Annotated in this window: 17 protein-coding genes; 8 read left to right on the forward strand and 9 right to left on the reverse strand. The window is 71.9% G+C overall.

Going from position 1 to position 17,588, the window contains the following annotated elements:
* The first annotated feature begins 106 nt into the window (after positions 1–106).
* Genes OG992_RS12895 through OG992_RS12905 form a run of 3 tightly spaced genes read left to right on the forward strand, consistent with a single transcriptional unit; the run spans position 107 to position 1,394 of the window.
* Positions 107–487, forward strand: a complete 381-nt coding sequence (locus OG992_RS12895; protein ID WP_266303340.1) for a helix-turn-helix transcriptional regulator — start codon at positions 107–109, stop codon at positions 485–487.
* Between the two features lie 5 nt (positions 488–492).
* Complete coding sequence (locus OG992_RS12900) at positions 493–990, forward strand: SRPBCC family protein (RefSeq protein ID WP_266305197.1); 498 nt, start codon at positions 493–495, stop codon at positions 988–990.
* Positions 987–1,394, forward strand: a complete 408-nt coding sequence (locus OG992_RS12905; protein WP_238683368.1) for a VOC family protein — start codon at positions 987–989, stop codon at positions 1,392–1,394. The genes OG992_RS12900 and OG992_RS12905 overlap by 4 nt, the downstream gene beginning before the upstream one ends.
* 10 nt (positions 1,395–1,404) lie before the next feature.
* Here the strand turns inward: OG992_RS12905 and OG992_RS12910 are convergent, their stop codons facing one another.
* The 3 genes from OG992_RS12910 to OG992_RS12920 are packed head-to-tail and all read right to left on the reverse strand — an operon-like array spanning position 1,405 to position 6,076.
* Positions 1,405–3,960, reverse strand: coding sequence for a bifunctional GNAT family N-acetyltransferase/acetate--CoA ligase family protein (locus tag OG992_RS12910; protein ID WP_238683369.1), 2,556 nt, complete (start codon positions 3,958–3,960; stop codon positions 1,405–1,407).
* Between the two features lie 25 nt (positions 3,961–3,985).
* Positions 3,986–5,167, reverse strand: a complete 1,182-nt coding sequence (locus OG992_RS12915) for an acetoin utilization protein AcuC (RefSeq protein WP_238683370.1) — start codon at positions 5,165–5,167, stop codon at positions 3,986–3,988.
* Between the two features lie 48 nt (positions 5,168–5,215).
* Positions 5,216–6,076, reverse strand: a complete 861-nt coding sequence (locus OG992_RS12920; RefSeq protein ID WP_266303341.1) for a sulfurtransferase — start codon at positions 6,074–6,076, stop codon at positions 5,216–5,218.
* Positions 6,077–6,176: 100 nt separating this feature from the next.
* Here OG992_RS12920 and OG992_RS12925 point away from each other — a divergent pair, with 100 nt between their 5' ends.
* Positions 6,177–6,866 carry a metal-dependent transcriptional regulator gene (locus OG992_RS12925; RefSeq protein ID WP_091400569.1) on the forward strand — a complete coding sequence of 230 codons (690 nt, stop codon included), beginning with the start codon at positions 6,177–6,179 and terminating at the stop codon, positions 6,864–6,866.
* 32 nt (positions 6,867–6,898) lie between these two features.
* Here OG992_RS12925 and OG992_RS12930 read toward each other — a convergent pair whose 3' ends face one another.
* Both OG992_RS12930 and OG992_RS12935 read right to left on the reverse strand, forming a co-directional pair.
* Entirely contained in the window at positions 6,899–7,447 is a 549-nt protein-coding gene (locus tag OG992_RS12930) for a hypothetical protein (protein ID WP_238683372.1), read from the reverse strand.
* A gap of 99 nt (positions 7,448–7,546) precedes the next feature.
* Positions 7,547–7,801, reverse strand: a complete 255-nt coding sequence (locus tag OG992_RS12935) for a DUF5522 domain-containing protein (RefSeq protein ID WP_238683373.1) — start codon at positions 7,799–7,801, stop codon at positions 7,547–7,549.
* Positions 7,802–7,948: 147 nt separating this feature from the next.
* On the opposite strand from OG992_RS12935, the gene OG992_RS12940 reads away from it, so the two are divergent.
* Positions 7,949–8,512, forward strand: coding sequence for a dihydrofolate reductase family protein (locus OG992_RS12940; RefSeq protein ID WP_238683374.1), 564 nt, complete (start codon positions 7,949–7,951; stop codon positions 8,510–8,512).
* A gap of 54 nt (positions 8,513–8,566) precedes the next feature.
* Positions 8,567–9,508 (forward strand): MerR family transcriptional regulator, encoded by a 942-nt coding sequence (locus OG992_RS12945; RefSeq protein WP_266303342.1) that lies wholly within the window; start codon positions 8,567–8,569, stop codon positions 9,506–9,508.
* Between the two features lie 17 nt (positions 9,509–9,525).
* Here OG992_RS12945 and OG992_RS12950 read toward each other — a convergent pair whose 3' ends face one another.
* The gene (locus tag OG992_RS12950; protein WP_266303343.1) at positions 9,526–10,461 is read right to left on the reverse strand and encodes a DUF2332 domain-containing protein; all 936 of its coding nucleotides are present in this window, start codon (positions 10,459–10,461) and stop codon (positions 9,526–9,528) included.
* 145 nt (positions 10,462–10,606) lie between these two features.
* Here OG992_RS12950 and OG992_RS12955 point away from each other — a divergent pair, with 145 nt between their 5' ends.
* On the forward strand, positions 10,607–11,719 hold the full coding sequence (locus OG992_RS12955) for an FAD-dependent monooxygenase (protein WP_266303344.1): 1,113 nt from the start codon (positions 10,607–10,609) through the stop codon (positions 11,717–11,719).
* Between the two features lie 23 nt (positions 11,720–11,742).
* Here the strand turns inward: OG992_RS12955 and OG992_RS12960 are convergent, their stop codons facing one another.
* Both OG992_RS12960 and OG992_RS12965 read right to left on the reverse strand, forming a co-directional pair.
* Positions 11,743–12,714, reverse strand: a complete 972-nt coding sequence (locus OG992_RS12960; protein WP_266303345.1) for a CU044_5270 family protein — start codon at positions 12,712–12,714, stop codon at positions 11,743–11,745.
* Between the two features lie 10 nt (positions 12,715–12,724).
* Positions 12,725–13,294, reverse strand: a complete 570-nt coding sequence (locus tag OG992_RS12965) for an RNA polymerase sigma factor (protein WP_266303346.1) — start codon at positions 13,292–13,294, stop codon at positions 12,725–12,727.
* 247 nt (positions 13,295–13,541) lie between these two features.
* Between OG992_RS12965 and OG992_RS12970 the strand changes: the two genes are divergently transcribed.
* Positions 13,542–14,438, forward strand: coding sequence for a bifunctional 5,10-methylenetetrahydrofolate dehydrogenase/5,10-methenyltetrahydrofolate cyclohydrolase (locus tag OG992_RS12970; RefSeq protein WP_266303347.1), 897 nt, complete (start codon positions 13,542–13,544; stop codon positions 14,436–14,438).
* A gap of 215 nt (positions 14,439–14,653) precedes the next feature.
* On the opposite strand, the gene OG992_RS12975 is transcribed toward OG992_RS12970, so the two are convergent.
* Complete coding sequence (locus tag OG992_RS12975; protein ID WP_266303348.1) at positions 14,654–17,560, reverse strand: vitamin B12-dependent ribonucleotide reductase; 2,907 nt, start codon at positions 17,558–17,560, stop codon at positions 14,654–14,656.
* Positions 17,561–17,588 lie beyond the last annotated feature (28 nt).

Here is a 17,588-nt window from a genome sequence, read left to right on the forward strand (position 1 = left end):
CACGGGAGGCCCCGGCGGTTCGCCGGGGCCTCCCGTGCTGTCGGGTGCTTGACGAAGACGCCGCATCGCGATAGAACCAACTGGTTATAGAACCAGGAGGTTATTCGTGGCGGACACGGAGCTGTTGGATGCGACCTTCGCGGCGCTGGCCGACCCGACCCGGCGTGCCATCCTCGCCCGGCTCGCGGCCGGGGAGGCGACAGTGACAGAGCTGGCGGCACCCTTCGCGATGAGCCAGCCGGCCATCTCCAAGCATCTCAGGGTGCTGGAACGCGCTGGTCTCGTCAGCCGGGGGCGGGACGCCCAGCGCCGTCCGCGCCGATTGGAGGCCCGCCCGCTGCGGGAGGCGACGGCCTGGCTCGCCGACTACCGCGACTACTGGGCGGAGAGCTATCAGCGCCTCGACACACTGCTCGACGAACTCCAATCCGTCGACCCCACCGGCACCGGGCGTCGGCCCGCCAGACCGAACGGAACGGGCGGTTGACCACCATCGGCGATCCGCTCGTCGTCCACACCCCGGGCAAACGGGAGATCGTCTTGAGTCGGCTGTTCGAGGCACCGGCACAGCTGGTGTTCGCCGCCTTCACCCAACCCGAACTGCTGGTTCGGTGGTACGGCGCGCGCGGCTGGGGGCTGACGGAGTGCGACGTCGACCTGCGGGTCGGCGGGCGGTGGCGGTTCGTGTCGCGAGGCCCGGAGGGCGCACGGATGGTCCAGGCTGGGGTCTACCGGCAGATCGAGCCACCGCACCGTCTGCTCTACACCGAGCTGTTCGACGACCAGTCCTACCCGGGCGAGACGCTGGTCAGCCACGAGTTCTCCGAACTGGCCGGTCGGACGACGGTCACCACCACGCTGCTCTACGCCACCGCGGAGGGACGGAACATCGTGCTGCGCTATCCGATGGCGCGGGGCGTCGGGCAGAGCTTCACCCGACTGGCCGACCTGCTGCGGTCAACAACGACGACAGAGAAAGAGCACCCATGAACTGGACACTCGAAGTGGTGATCGTCCCGGTCTCCGATGTGGAGCGGGCGAAGAAGTTCTACGCCGACCAGCTCGGCTTCACTGTCGATCACGACACGGTGATCAGCGACGAGGCGCGCATCGTCCAGCTGACGCCGCCCGGCTCGGGCTGCTCGATCGTGATCGGCAAGGGCGTCGTCCCGGAGATGCCGCCCGGCTCGCTCAAGGGCCTGCAACTGGTGGTGCCGGACCTGAAGCGGGCCCACGATGAGCTGGTCGAACGTGGGGTGGAGGTGAGTGAGATCCAGGTGGTGGGTCAGAACCCCCGGCCGGTGCCGGATCCGCTGGACAACGTCGGCTTCGTCTTCTTCGCCGACCCGGACGGCAACGCCTGGGGCGTCCAGCAGATCTCCAGCCGCGCCTGACCGGGCACGCTCACAGGCGGCGGGGGCCGGTGTCCGGGCGGGCGACCACGCCACCCACCCCCACCTGCGCGTGCAGGATCGAGATGCCATCCGGGCGGGCGAGCACCGGGTTGAGGGTCAGGGAGCGCACCCGGGGCTGTTCGTCGGCGAGCTGACCCACCCGTAGCAGCAGATCGGCCAGGGCCGCCCGGTCGACCGGTGCGGCCCCCCGGTGCCCCCGCAGAAGCGGCGCGGCCCGAGGCTCGTCGACAAGCTCGGCCGCGTCCCGGTCGGTCAGCGGCACCGCCCGCCAGGCCCGATCGCCGAGCAGCTCGGTGGCGACCCCGCCCAGGCCGAAGCCGACCACCGGCCCGAACGCGGGGTCTTCCACCACCTCCACCACGCAGGCCACGCCGGGCGGAACCATCGGCTGGACCAACGCGTCCGGGCCGAAGGTCGCCGCCAGGTCGGTGTACGCCCGGCGGAGGGTCGGCTCGTCGGGCAGGTCCAGCCGGACCGCGCCGAGGTCGAGCCGGTGCCGCAGCCCGGGGGCGGCCGCCTTGAGCGCCACCGGGAAGCCCAGCCGCGCCGCCGCGTCGACAGCGGCGTCGACCGAGTCGACGGACACCGAGGCCACCACGTCGATGCCGTACGCGGCCAGCAGCGCGCCCGGGTCGGTGCCGTCGGCCCGGAGCGCGGCCTGCGCGGCGGCACGATCGAGGTCGGGCAGCTCCGGTGCCACCCCTGGCGGGCGGCGAAGCCACTCGGCGTACCGATGCGCGCGGGCGAGCGCGCGGACCGCCTCCTCCACGCCGCCGTACGCCGGCACCCCCGGTGGCAGCCGCCCGACCAGGAACGTCGCCACCGTCGGCTTGCCCAGCGCGAGGGCGGCCGGCAGCGCGGCGGTCACGTCGGCGTCCACAGCGGTCAGCTGGCCGGGTAGCGGCGGGGCGAAGACCACCACCAGGGCGTCCACCCGTTCGTCGGCGGCCGTCTCGGCGAGCGCGGCGGCGAACTCGGCGGCACCGGCGCTCGGCCCGACGTCGCGGGGATAGCCGTCGGCCACGCTCAGGCCGTGCCCGACGCAGGCGGTAGCGGCGAGCCCGGTGAGCGCCGAGGAGTTGCCGACCACACCGACCCGACCGCCGGCCGGCAACGGCTGGTTGGCCAGCAGCACACCCACGTCGAGCAGCTCCGGCACGGTGTCCACCCGAATCACACCGGACTGGGCGAACAACGCGGCCACCGCCACCTCGTCCGGCCCGGCGGCGTCACCGACCCCGGGTGGGCGGGCCGGCGAGGCGAGCGCGACGACCGGTTTGGCGCGGCCGATCCGCCGAGCCAACCGGGCGAACTTGCGCGGGTTCCCGAAGGTCTCCAGGTAGAGCATGATCACGTCGGTGCCGGGGTCGTCCTGCCAGTACTGCAGGAGGTCGTTTCCGGAGACGTCGGCCCGGTTGCCGGCCGAGACGAAGCTGGACAGCCCGAGGCCCCGCCGGTCCGCCTCGGCGAGCAGCGCCACCCCGAACGCACCGGACTGACTGAAGATGCCGACCCGACCGGTCGGCGGTAACGCCGGGGCGAGGGTGGCGTTGAGGCGTACCGTCGGGTCGGTGTTCGCCACGCCCAGGCAGTTCGGGCCGACGACCCGCATCCCGGCGGCGTGCGCCGCGCGGACCAGCGCCCGCTGGGCGGCCGCGCCCTCGCCGCCGGCCTCGGCGAAGCCGGCCGAGATGACCACCAGGCCGTGCACCCCCGCGGCGGCGGCGTCGGCGACCACGGCGGTCGCCGCCTCCGGAGGGACCGCGACCACCGCCAGGTCCACCGGCGCACCGGCATCAACCGCCGACGGGTACGCGGGGAGGCCCGCCACTGTCGACGCGCTCGGATGCACAGGCACCACCGCACCGGTGAACCCGCCATCTCGCAGGTGCCCGAGCACCGCCGCGCCGACGCCCTGACCGGTGGCGCTGGCACCGTAGACGACGATGCCGCGCGGGGCGAGCAGCCGGGCGATCGAGCGGGCCTCGGTGCGGTGCTCCCGGCCGCGCTGCACCTCCAGGCTGGCCTCGGTGGGCGCGATGGGGAAGCTCAGGTGGACCACGCCGTCGGCGTACTCGCGCTGGACCTGGTAGCCGAAGTCGGCGAAGACCCGCAGCATCGTCCCGTTGGCCGGCAGCACCTCCGCGACGAAGCTCATGATCTCGTTGCGGCGGGCCGCGTCGGCCAGGTGTTCCATCAGCACCGAGCCGATCCCCCGCCCCTGGTAGGCGTCCTCCACCACGAAGGCCACCTCCGCCTCGGGGGCCTGCGGGCCGAGGCGCTCGTACCGGCCGACAGCGACGATCTGGTCGGCGGCCAGCACCACGAACGCCTCCCGGTCGTGGTGGTCCACAGTGACGAATCGGATCAGATCCCGCTCCGGGATGCGCGGGTACGGCGAGAAGTAGCGCAGGTAGCGGGTGCGCTCGGAGAACCGGCTGTGCATCGCCACGATGCCCGGTGCGTCGGCCGGGTCGATCTGTCGCAACTGGACCGTGCTGCCATCGCTGAGCAGCACGTCGACCGGCTGATCCACTGTCGTCACCGGAACGCCCTCCCCCCGGCCCGGCTCAGTCCCGTGGATCGTGCGGGTCGAGCCCGAGCAGCGGGAAGACCGTCTTGCGGGTGGCCGCGATCGCCCGGTCCACGGCGTTCGGCTCGCCGGTCGGCTGCCACGGCTCGTACGACGGGTCGGCGTCATCGGTCATCCGCAGCGGTATCTCCCGGCCCAGACGGCGGGAGGCGACCAGGTCCCGCCACGCGGGTGGCGTGAGCGTGGCCGGGTCGATCGGGTCACCGGTGGCCACTGCCAGCAGGTGACTCCAGGCCCGGGGCACCACCTCGACGAGCGCGTACCCGCCGCCGCCGGTGGCCACCCACCGGCCTTCGCACAACTCGTCGGCGAGCGCCCGCATCGCCAGGTAGGTGGCCCGCTGCCCGTCCACCGTCAGGTTCAGGTCGGCCAGCGGATCCAGTCGGTGCCCGTCGGCGCCGCACTGGCTGACCAGCACCTGCGGCCGGAACGCGCGCAGCACCGACGGCACGATCGCGTGGAACGCGCGCTGCCAGCCGCTGTCGTCGACACCGGGCGGCAACGGCATGTTGACAGCGGTGCCCTGCGCACCCGGCCCACCCGTCTCGTCCGGGAAACCCGTGCCCGGGAAGAGCGCCAGCGGGGTCTCGTGCACGCTGACCGTCAGCACCCGCGGGTCGTTCCAGAAGATGTCCTGCACCCCGTCGCCGTGGTGCACGTCGACGTCCACGTACGCGACCCGCTCGGCGCCCAGGTCGAGCAGGCGGGCGATGGCCACCGCGGGGTCGTTGTAGACGCAGAAGCCGGAGGCTCGGGCGGACATCGCGTGGTGCAGCCCACCGGCCACGTTCACCGCCCGCCGGGCGTCGCCGCGCCAGACCGCCTCGGCTGCGGCCACCGTCGCCCCGGCGATGAGCGCGCTGGACTCGTGCATGCCCTCGAACACCGGGTTGTCCGAGGTGCCCAGCCCGTACCCGGCGAAGAGCGGGTCGCGCGGCGCGTTGCGCACCGCGGCGAGGTAGGCCGGCGCGTGCACCCGGGTGAGCAGGGCATCGTCGGCGGGCTCCGGCTTGACCATCCGCACCCCGGGCCGATTCAGGATGCCCAGCTCGCGGGCGAGCGCGATGGTCAGCTCCACCCGGACCGGGTCGAGTGGATGGTCACCCATGTCGTAGGCGAGCAGCGACTCGTCCCACACCACCACAGTGTCGTCGGACATGAGCCCATCGTCGCACGAGGATCGGCGCCGGCCCACCGCACGCGCTGGTCAGCGGCCGGGTGTCGACCCGGAGGCGACCGGTCGGGCCGGGTCCGCCACCCAGTTGCTCCACGATCCAACGTAGAGCGCGGCGTCCGTGCGGCCGGCCAGGTGCAGCGCGAGCACCGCCTGGGCGGCTGTCACTCCCGAGCCGCAGTACGCCCCGACGGCCCGCCCCTCGGCCACCCCGGCGGCGGCGAACCGCTCACTCAACACGTCGGCGGCCAGGAAACGGCCGTCCGGCCCGACGTACTCCCCGGCGGGCAGGTTCGCCGCTCCCGGCACGTGCCCGGCGACCGGGTCGATCGGCTCGACCTCGCCGCGGTAGCGGGGCGCCGTCCGTACGTCGAGCAACACGGCGTCGTCCGCGGCGGCCAGCGCGGCGGCCTGCCCGGCCTCGAGCACCGGGAGATCACCGGGGCGCACCACGACGTCACCGGGGGGTGGGGTGGGCGCGTCGGTGGAGACGGGCCGGCCGGCGGCGACCCAGGCCGGGTAGCCGCCGTGCAGCAGGCGCACCGGCCGGTGACCCGCCCAGCGCAGCGTCCACCAGGCCCTCGATGCGGCGAGGCCGTCGCCGCCGTCGTACACCACCACTGGGTGACCGGCGCGGACGCCGGCCGCCCGCAGCGCGGCCTGCAACGCGGCCGGGTCGGGCAACGGGTGCCGGCCGCCGGCGCCCGGCGGCCCACAGAGCGCGGTGTCCAGGTCGACGAAGACCGCCCCGGGCAGGTGGCCGGCGAGGTAGTCGTCGCGCCCGGGCGAGCCGATGAGCCGCCAGCGGACGTCGAGCAGGGTGGGCGGATCGGCCTGGTCGAGCTCGGCGACGAGCCGATCGACCTCGACCAACAGCTCCTGGGTACCGGACATGGCGACCATCCAACACCATTCGCGTAGACGGCACGCGGTTCGGCGAAGGTCACCAGCCGTTCGCCGAGGTAACATCGTGCACCGGAGGGCCGCTGACCTTATGAAGTCTCACGACCTGGTCGACACGACCGAAATGTACCTGCGCACCATCCTCGAGCTGGAAGAAGAGGGGGTGCCACCGCTGCGTGCCCGGATTGCCGAGAGGCTGCAGCAGAGTGGCCCCACAGTGAGCCAGACCGTCGCCCGGATGGAGCGCGACGGCCTGCTCACAGTCGAGGGAGACCGGCACCTGACGCTCACCGCACTGGGTCGCGGCAGCGCCGTGTCCGTGATGCGCAAGCACCGCCTCGCCGAACTGCTGCTGGTCAACGTCATCGGGATGCCCTACGAGGAGGCCCACGAGGAGGCCTGCCGCTGGGAGCACGTGATGAGCGACGCGGTGGAGAAGCGGGTCTACGACCTGCTCAACCGGCCGACCCGTTCCCCGTACGGCAACCCGATCCCCGGGCTTCAGGAGCTGGGTTCGCCGGCTGCGGAGACCACCGAGGCCGCCGAGGGCGAGCGCAACCTGGCCTTCCCCGGCCTTTCCGGGTCGGTAGTGGTGCGCCGGATCTGCGAGAGCGTGCAGAAGGACGCCGACGTGCTGCGCCAACTGCACGCCGCCGGTGTCGACCCGGGTGCCACTGTGACAGTGGCCCAGGAACGCGACGGGGTGTCGATCGACCGCTCCGGTGACCGGGTGCGGCTGCCCCGTGAGGTCGCCTCCCGGGTCTTCGTCGCCGCCAACTGAGCGAACGGGCTGAGCAACCGGGCACCCGGGCGTCACAACGCCCGGGTGTCCACCTTTTTCGCCAACGCGGTCAGGTCACCGGTCAGCTTCTCCACCACTGAGCGCTCACTGCCACGGGCAGTGGTCCAGCTCACCGTGGCCAGCCGTCCGTCGCCGGCCAGCCAGCCCACCTCGGCGACCGGCCCGTGCCCGCTCGCCGCGGCGGTGGTCCGCTTGTACGCCTGCTGGCCCAGCCCGGTGACCTTCGCCGCCTTGTCCGGCACCACGTCCGCGCCGAAGCTGGCCTTGTCGACAGTGGTCTCGGTCACGCTGAGCGTCAACTCCGGCAGGGTGGCACCCGCGGCCCGGACCACACAGGTGTGGGTGTCGCCCTGTTCGCTGGCCGCCGCCACGTCGAAGCGGACCTTCACCACCTGCTCGATCACCGCGAAGTCCAGCAGACGGCAGGCGCCGCCCGAGGAGGCCGCCGCCACGTCCACAGCGATCGGCACCGGCGGCGGCACCGCCACCGGTTCCGCCTCGTCGGCACAGCCACTCACCAACAGCCCGGCCAGCCCGGCGACCACGATCCGACCGCGCACACTCCACCCTCTCGCCGAACCGACGGCGGAAGGCGCCCGCCAGATGTCCGTCGGACACCGTACGGGGTGTCGGTGTCGCGCGGAAGTCCTCGTCCACGCCTATTCCGAGGGTGGATCATCCACGTACGGACAGTGCCGGCAGCCGCGCCCACAGCACGTGCCCCGGCGGGCCAGGAAACCGGCGCTGAGCACGAACAGCCCGCTCGCCGGGTCGAGGTAACCGGCCTCACCGGCCGCCAACGCGGCGGTGTGCGCGGCGAGGATCCGGGCCCGGTCGGGATGGTCGGACGGCAGCCGGGACGGGTGCGGCTCGGTGAGCGGCCGGTCGGCCAGGGGTAGTCGCTCTCCGGTCACCGCAGCAGTCTAGGGACGGTTCGTGGTCGGCCTTCCGCTGCCTGGGGCGAGACATGCCCTCGGCGTCGTCACGGCGAGCGGTCGTTTCGTCGTACGGTCCGACGACGATCGGATTCGACACCCGTCGACGCATACGGAGGAGACGCAATGCGGAAGATCGTTGTGCAGATGAGTCTGTCGTTGGACGGGTTCTTCGAGGGCCCCGGCGGCGACATCGGCTGGCACCAGGTCGACGAGGAGTTGCACCAGCACTTCAACGACGTGATCGCCCCGATGGGCGGGTTCCTCAGCGGCCGGGTCAGCCACGAGATGATGGCCGCCTACTGGCCGACCGCCGATCAGGACCCGGCCGCCAGCGGCCCGGAGCGCGAGTTCGCCCGGATCTGGCGGGACATGCCGAAGATCGTCTACTCGCGCACCCTCGACCACGCCGACTGGAACGCCACTGTCGTACGCGAGGTCGACGTCGAGCAGGTCCGCAAGCTCACCGCCGAAGCGGGCGGAGACCTGGCGCTCGGTGGGGCCGACCTGGCCGCGACGTTCGCCCGGCACGACCTGATCGACGAGTACCGGATCTACGTCCACCCGGTGCTTGTCGGTCGGGGCCGTCGACTCTTCCCCGACACCGAGACTCCGACCGGTCTGCGGCTGGTGGAGAGCCGGGTCTTCGGCAACGGGGTGGTCCTGCTCCGTCACCAGAGGGTCCGCTGACCGATGAGCGCAGCGGCTTGAGTCTCCACCGGGGGGAGACACGAGGGTGGAGGCATGAGCGGGGAGACGCATCACACGATCGGCGAGCTGGCCCGGCGGACCGGCCTGACCGTCAAGACCATCCGGTACTACGCCGACAGCGGGATCGTGCCCCCGACGGACCGGAGCCCGGCCGGCTACCGCCGGTACGGTCCGGCGGACGTGGCCCGGTTGGAGCTGGTCCGGACACTGCGTGAGCTGGGCCTGGACCTGGCCACCATCCGGCGGGTGGTCAACCAGGAGGTGACAGTGCCCGAGGTGGCCGCCGCGCACGCCGAGGCGCTGGCCGTGCAGATCCGGGTGCTGCGGCTGCGCCAGGCGGTGCTCACCGTCGCGGCGAGGCGCGGGTCGGGCCCGGCCGAGGTGGACGAGCTGCACCGGCTGGCCCGGCTCACCACCCGGGAACGGGGGCAGTTGGTGGCCGACTTCCTGGCAAGCGTCTTCGCCGGTCTCGGCGACCAACCCGCGTACCCGGGTGTGATCGTCTCGATGACACCGGAGCTTCCCGACGACCCCAGCATCGAGCAGGTCGAGGCGTGGCTGGAACTGGCCGAGCTGTGTCGGGAGCCGGAGTTCCGGGCCGGGATGCGGCAGCTGGTCCGGCAGCACGCCGCCGACCACGACGTGTCGGGTTTGCCCCGCCCGGACGCCGTCGCTGTGGTCCGGGACGCGGTGGCCCCCGCCCTCGCGGCCGGTCTCGACCCGACCAGCCCGGACGCCGACCCGGTGGTCGCAGCCGTCACCGGCCGGTACGCCAGCCTGCGCTGTCACTCCGACGACGCCGACCTGCGTCGGCGGTTGCTCGACCGGCTGGTGCCGGCCAACGATCCCCGCCGGGACCGCTACCTCGACCTGTTGGCGGTGATCAACGGCTGGTCGACAGGCGACGCGACCGCGCCGGCGGTGGACTGGTTCATCCGGGCCCTGCGCGCCCGTATGCCCGAGCTGACCCGTTGAGCTGACCGATAGTGGCGTCAGCCGAACCAGGTCATCGCCTGGCCGTGGCCCCTCGCCCAGGCCAGCGGCTTCCCGTCGAGCGCGAGAACGTTGTACAGCGCATCGTCGGGTGGCTCGGGCAACGCGTCGTACCGGAGCACCTCCGGCCCCTCGTTCGCGACCCAGTGCCCCGGCAGCTCGCGGACCAACCGGACGAACTCGTCCCGGCGCGGCGGCGGCACCTGATAGAGCACCGACGTGTGGAAGACCACGAGCGTCGCGTCGGTCGGCGCTCGCGCGGCCAGCGCCGGCAGGTCGTCCACCAGGTCGCCGCGGACCAGCAGCGGCGGGTCGGCGGCGGCGACGGCCGCCGCGGCGCGCAGCCGGGCCCGCCGGTGGGCGTGCTCCGGCCAGATCAGCGCGTCCAACCAGGACACGTCGTCGCTGTCGGTCACGTCGAGCGGGTTGAGGTCCAGGCCGGCCCGCCACACCACCCGGGGTACGCCTCCCGGCGGCGCCAACCCGTCGGCCGCGCAGTCGAGGACCAGCTCACCGGAGCCGACGTGATGGTCGCCGTAGCGGTATGCGTACCGGTCGGGGTAGAGGCAGAGCCCGGCCGACGCACCGACCTCCAGCAGGGCGAGGGGCTGCGGCAACGCGGCGAGCACCGGCAGTAGGACAGCGCACCGGCCCGCCTCGTTCGTCTGGGTGGCCCGGGTGCGCATCTGCGTCTCGATGGCCGGCCAGTGCGTCACCACGTAGTCGTGGAACGCGGCCGGGTCGTCGACCGGGCCACCGAGCCAACGGACGACGCCGAACAGCAGATTCGGTTGCCGCTTGGCCGACGGAAGCCCGCCGAGCAGGGTGAGCAGCTCGTCGTCGCCCGCGACGGCCTGCGACAGGCGCTCGTACGTGGGCGACACCCCGCGCGCCTCGCGGCTGCCGAACTCGGCGTACGTCTCAGCGGTCGTCATGCCTCATCGTCGCAGCCCATTCCTCGGTATTTCAGCCCCCGTTCCCGTGCGCTGGCTCACCCGCCTCGTAGAGTGCTGCGGCGGCTGGACCGTTGAGCAGCAGCTCAGTCGGGGTGCGGGCAGGGGCAACGGGGAGGAACGTGTCGTGCGGGGTGACGGAGTCCGGGTACTGATCGTCGGTGGAGGTGTCGCCGGACTGGCGGCGATGGCCGCGCTACGCGAGTGGGGCGCGACGATCGACGTGGTCGAGCGGGCCTCCGAGCCGACCGACTCCGGCACCGGCATGTACCTCACCGGCAACGCGACGCGGATGCTCGACGTACTCGGTCTGCGGGAGCCGGTCGCCGACGTCGCCGTGGAGATCACCCGGCAGCGCAGCGCCAACCAGCGCGGGCGTCGCCTCTTCGACATCGACGTGGCCGCGCTGTGGCGGGGCGTCGGGCCGTGCGTGTCGCTGCCCCGGGCACAGCTGCACCGGGCGCTGCTCGACGGCGTCGGCGACGCCCCGATCCGCTGGGGCCGCCAGCCGGTCGCACTTCTGCAAGAGGGCGACCAGGTCGCCGTCGAGTTCGACGACGACAGCACCGGACGGTACGACCTGGTGGTCGGCGCGGACGGGGTGAACTCGACGGTCCGCCGACTCGCCTTCGACGGCCAGGTGGCCCGCGACCTCGGCCAGTACGCGTACCGGTGGGTCGCTCCCCGCCTCGGCGACGAGCCGGTCTGGTCGGTGCAGTTGGGGCGCGGCAGGCAGTTCCTGACCATCCCGATCAGCGCCGAGCAGACGTACTGCTACTACAACGACGGCCCGGTGGCCGATCGGCCCGGCTGGCGCGACGAGCTGGCCGCGACGTTCACCGAGCCGGTGGCCACCATGCTCAAGGCCCTCGACTACGACGACGGCACCCTGCACGCCGGGCCGAACCAGGAGGTCGTGCTCGAATCCTGGTCCCGGGGGCCGGTGCTGCTGGTCGGCGACGCCGCCCACGCCACCTCGCCGAACATGGCCCAGGGCGCGGCGATGGCCGTGGAGGACGCGGTCGTGCTCGCGTTGTCGTTGGCCGCCGCCGATTCCGTCGCCGACGCGCTGCGTGGTTTCGAGGCGCGGCGTCGCCCGCGTACCAACTGGGTGCTCAGTCAGACCCACCGCCGGGACAGGGCCACCGGGCTCCCGCCCTCGCTGCGCGACCTGGTGATGCGCCGCCTCGGCGAGCAGATGTTCCGCTCGAACTACGGCCCCCTGTTCGCCCAGCCCTGACGGGTCCGAGGTGACCGGCCCGCTCACGGCAGCTGGCCCGGCCGGTCCACGATGGCGACGCGGAGTAGCGCGACAGCCGTGTGCAGGGACTCCTTGCCGTTGCGCACCACCGACCCACGGCGGCCCAGGAAGACGTGGGTGTCGCGGTCGAAGAGGAAGTCCTCGTTGCCACCGATCACGCCGGGCATCCGGATCGCCACCCCGTGTCGACCTGCGGCGTCCACCACGTCGCCCGATATGACGACCGCTCCGGGCTCCCGCGCCAGCAGTTCGAACAGCGCCGCCAGCGCTCGGGGCGGCACGTAGCCGTCGAGCATCGACCGCGCGGTGGTGTACACCATGCTCTCGTCCCCGTACACGGCCTCCTCATCGGCGCCTTCGGGGAGATGCAGGTCGACCGGGTTTTCCCGAAGGTATCGAAGCAGCTCATCCGGATCGGTGGGCAGGTTGCCGTGGTACGCGGGCGGCTGGAACGCGTCGAGCTTCTTCGTGGGATCGGCGGCATCGCCCATCCGGAGCTCCCTCAGCTCGCTCCACCCGTTCGGGTCGCTCTCCGGTCGGTAGCGTCCCTGCGTGTACGCGACCCCGCCGGCCGACTCCCACAGTTGGTTCCGAATGGTCTGGTAAGGGCCGCTGTCCGGCAGGTCCCGGATTGTCGCCAGGGATTCCGTGAAGACGTACTGATCGGGTCGGGCGGTGAGTTCCGGCTGCTGCCGGGCCGCGTCGGCGGCCAAGTGGAAGATCTCCGACGCGCTGGCCGTCGGCGGCGGCTGGTCGCCCACCCTGACCGTCTGCACCACCAGCGCACCGGCGGTCAGCGCGACCGCCAGCCCGAACGCTCCGGCAAGGCGCCAACCGCGCAGAAACCGGGTACGCCGTCCGACGAGACGGGCCGCCGACGCCATCTCGGCCCGCTGGGCGACGTGTGCGGTCAGATCCCTGAGGAGCTGCTCCTCGAAACCCTGCGGCGACCGTTCGGTCTCGTTCATCGTCATCTCCGTCTCATCAGGCGAGGGTGGTGACCGGGCGGGCGAGCACGGCGCGGACGACCCGGCGGGCACGATGCAGGCGGACCCGAGCGGCGACCGGTGACATCCCGAGCACCGTCGCCGCCTCCGCGACGGTGAGGCCGTCCACGGCGACGAGTTCGACGAGCGTCCGGGTGCCCTCGGGCAGCTCGCTCAGCGCCCGATGGGTGCGGCGGGCCGCCGACTCGGCGTCGATCCGCTCCTCGATCCGGGCGATGTCGTCGGGGCCCAGGTCCCGTCGTCCGGCCAGCCGTCCGGTCACCCGCAGCCGTTGGGCCGCCCGACGCCGCTCGTCGCCGATGACGTTGCGGGCCACCCCGTACAGCCAGCCGATCTGGCTACCCCGGTCCGGTCGGTACCCGGCCGCCGACTCGATCACCGCCAGGAACACGTCGGCGGTGAGGTCGGCGGCGAGGTGTGGGTCGTCGACCCGCCGCGCCACGAACCGGCCCACGGCCTCCAGGTGCCGCCGGTAGAAGACCTCGAAGGCCACCGGATCGGCTCCGATGCCGGAAATGTCGTCGTCGGCTCGGCTCGGCTCACTCACAGGCCGTCCTCCCTCGTAGCCTTCACACCCCTTCTTCGTAAGCCGGAGCACGGGTGTTACCGAACCATTCGGACGGCGGGTGCGGATCCGCCCGGCGCTGACGGCGGCACTGCTGGTCCAATTGGGCAACCGCCCTGGTGATGCGGCATCATCGAACCACCGGCGACTGGCGGCACGGGGATGGTGGAACCATCGGGGAGCCTCTCGCGGGCGTCGACCGCCTGGGCGCCTGCGTCGAGGAACCATCATGACCACGACCAGCGAATCCACAGAACAGCACACCCCGTCGGGCACGGCCCGCCTGCTGCCGGGTGCACCCGTCGCCGAAGCCGTCCTGGCCGAGACCGCCGACGCAGCCGCCCGCCTGCGCAACCGCGGCATCACACCGAGCCTCGCCACCATCCTCGTCGGTGACGACGACGCCAGCGCCGGCTACATCGCCATCAAGCAACGCCAGGCTGCCGCGCTCGGGTTCGCGTCCCCGCACGTGCATCTGCCGGCCACCGCCACCCAGGCCGAGCTACACCAGACCATTGCCCGATTCAACAACGATCCGGCCGTACACGGACTGCTCGTGCAGTACCCCGTTCCGGGGCACCTGGACTACGACGCGGCGTTGCTGACCATCGACCCGGAAAAGGACGTCGACGGCATGCATCCGCTGAACATGGGGCGTCTCGCCGTCGGCCTGCCCGGCCCGCTGCCGTGCACTCCCGCCGGCATCGAAGCCCTGCTGGCCTACTACGAGATCCCCGTCGCCGGTCGTGAGGTCGTCATCCTCGGCCGCGGCGCCACCCTGGGCCGCCCCCTGGCCATGCTGCTCGCTCAGAAGCGCCCGACCGCCAACGCCGCCGTCACCGTCGTCCACACAGGTGTGCCCGACTGGGCCCGCTACACCCGCCGCGCCGACATCCTCGTGGCCGCCGCCGGCGTACCCGGGATCGTGCGGCCTGAGCACGTCAAGCCCGGCGCCGTCGTCATCGGCGCCGGCGTCCGCTACGAAGGCCGGCGCCTCCTACCGGACGTGGACGAAGCGTGCGCCGAGGTCGCCGGCGCCATCACGCCCCGGGTCGGCGGGGTCGGTCCGACCACCGTCGCGATGCTGTTCCGCAATGCGGTGCGCGCCGCCGAGCGAGCGAGCTAGATCACCCGCCGTCCCGGCTTCCCTGAGCCGATGGCCCGCCTGGCAGCCCACCGCGCAACACCCTGACGAGCGTGATGCCTGTGAGTCATCAAGATGACTCACAGGCATCACGGCCAACGACAACATGCCCTCCCGCGCGAACCTCCAGAGGACCCGGAAACGGCGCTGCCCCGACTCCCACGAGGGAGCCGGGGCAGCGCCGCGTTTCGCGTACGTCAGCTGCAGCCGCTGGTGGAGCCGCAGCCCTCGCAGACGTAGCAGCTACCGGCGGGGCGCATCTTCGTACCGCAGGTGAAGCAGAGCGGCGCGTCGGCGGCCTTGCCGATCACGGCCTCCAGCAGTTCGGTGCTGGAGCCCACGCTCGGAGCCGGCTTGGCGGCGGCCACGTCGGCCATCTCCTGCGCCGGCTGGGCGACAGCCTCCGGCTTGGCCGGGGTCGCCACCGGCGCGGAGGACGCCATCGCGGTGAGCTCGGCGCCGGTGACGCCGGCAGCCTCCGCGTCGGCCTCGGCCCGCAGCTGCGCGGCCCGCTCCGTGGCGGTGAAGATGCCCAGCTCGGCGCGACGCTCGTAGGGCAGGAAGTCCAGCGCCAGGCGACGGAAGATGTAGTCCATCACCGAGGCCGCCATCCGCACGTCCGGGTCGTCGGTCATACCGGCCGGCTCGAAGCGCATGTTGGTGAACTTGCTGACGAACGTCTCCAGCGGCACGCCGTACTGGAGGCCGATGCTGATGGCCACCGAGAAGGCGTCCATCACGCCGGCCAGGGTCGAGCCCTGCTTGGACATCTTCAGGAAGACCTCACCGAGGCCGTCGTCCGGGTAGGACGACGCGGTCAGGTAGCCCTCGGCGCCACCGACGGAGAAGCTGACCGTCTCGGACGGGCGCTTCTTCGGCAGGCGCTTACGCACCGGCCGGTACTCGATGACCTTCTCGACAGCGGCCGGCGCGGCCGCTGCGGTCTCGACGGCGGCCGGCGCGGTGGCCTTGTTGGACTTGGCCACCGAGAGCGGCTGGCCGACCTTGCAGTTGTCCCGGTAGATCGCCAGCGCCTTGAGGCCGAGCTTCCAGCCCTCGAAGTAGATCTTCTCGACGTCCTCGACGGTGGCCGCCTCCGGCATGTTGACCGTCTTGGAGATGGCGCCGGAGACGAACGGCTGGATGGCCGCCATCATCCGCACGTGACCCATCGGGGCGATCGTCCGCTCCCCCATGGCGCAGTCGAAGACCGGGTAGTGCTCCGGCTTGAGGCCGGGGGCGTCCACCACGTGGCCGTGGTCGGCGATGTGCTCGACGATCGCCTCGACCTGCTCCTCGGGGTAGCCAAGGCTGCGCAGGGCCCGCGGCACCGTCTGGTTGACGATCTGCATCGAGCCGCCGCCGACCAGCTTCTTGAACTTGACCAGCGCCAGGTCCGGCTCCACGCCGGTCGTGTCGCAGTCCATCATGAAGCCGATCGTGCCGGTCGGGGCGAGGACGCTCGCCTGCGCGTTGCGCCAACCGTTCTTATCACCGATCTTGTTGCCCTGGGTCCACTGCTTGGTCGCCTCGCGGACGATCGCGGTGGCCACCGGGCTGGTCGGCTTGATCTCGTCGTTGGCCGCGGCGTGCTTACGCATGACCCGCTTGTGCGGCTCGGCGTTGCGGGCGTAGCCGTCGTACGGGCCGACGACGCCGGCCAGCTCGGCCGAACGGCGGTAGGCGGTGCCGGTCATCAGGGACGTGATCGACGCGGCGACCGAGCGGCCCTGGTCCGAGTCGTACGGCAGGCCGGTCGCCATCAGCAGGGCGCCCAGGTTGGCGTAGCCGATGCCGAGCTGCCGGTAGGCGCGGGACGTCTCACCGATCTTCTCGGTCGGGAAGTCCGCGAAGCAGATCGAGATGTCCATCGCGGTGATGACGAACTCGACGGACTTGACGAACTTCTCCACCTCGAAGCCACCGTCGGCGCGGAGGAACTTCATCAGGTTGAGCGAGGCCAGGTTGCACGAGGAGTTGTCCAGGTGCAGGTACTCCGAGCACGGGTTCGACGCGGTGATCCGCCCGGTCTCCGGGCAGGTGTGCCAGTCGTTGATCGTGTCGTCGTACTGCAGACCGGGGTCGGCGCACTCCCAGGCTGCCTGGGAGATGGAGCGGAACAGGTTCTTGGCGTCGACGGTCTCGATCACCGAGCCGTCCAGCCGGCCGCGCAGGTCGAAGCCCTTGCCGTTCTCGACCGCCGACATGAACTCGTCGGAGACCCGGACCGAGTTGTTGGCGTTCTGGTACTGCACGCTGACGATGTCGGAACCACCGAGGTCCATGTCGAACCCGGCGTCACGCAGCGCGCGGATCTTGTCCTCCTCGCGCGCCTTCGTGACAACGAACTCCTGGATGTCCGGGTGGTCGACGTCGATGATGACCATCTTGGCCGCCCGGCGGGTCGCGCCGCCGGACTTGATGGTGCCGGCGGAGGCGTCCGCGCCGCGCATGAAGCTGACCGGGCCGGAGGCGTTGCCGCCGGAGGAGAGCAGCTCACGGGACGAGCGGATCCGCGACAGGTTGACCCCGGAGCCGGAGCCGCCCTTGAAGATCAGCCCCTCCTCCTTGTACCAGTCGAGGATCGAGTCCATCGAGTCGTCGACGGCCAGGATGAAGCAGGCGCTGACCTGCTGCGGCGACGGCGTGCCGACGTTGAACCAGACCGGCGAGTTGAAGCTGAACACCTGGTTCAGCAGCATCCAGGTCAGCTCGTGCGCGAACACCTCGGCGTCGGCCGGGCTGGCGAAGTAGCCGTACTCCTCACCCGCGGTGCGGTAGGTGGTGACCACCCGGTCGATCAACTGCCTGAGCGACCACTCCCGCTCCGGGGTCCCCACCGCTCCCCGGAAGTACTTGGTGGTCACGATGTTCGCCGCGTTGACGCTCCACGACTCCGGGAACTCCACCCCACGCTGCTCGAAGTTGATCGAGCCGTCCCGCCAGTTCGTCATCACGACGTCACGGCGCTCCCAGGAGACCTCGTCGTACGGGTGGACCCCCTCGGTCGTCCACACCCGCTCGATCTTCAGCCCCGCGCCTGCCTTGCTTCGTGAACGGCTAGTAGTCACGCCGTCGCCCCCCTCGTCTGCGCGGTCACCCACCGCGCGTCCCAATCTCTTGAAAAACCGT

It is taken from the genome of Micromonospora sp. NBC_00362, from assembly GCF_026342155.1.
Classification (GTDB): domain Bacteria; phylum Actinomycetota; class Actinomycetes; order Mycobacteriales; family Micromonosporaceae; genus Micromonospora; species Micromonospora hortensis.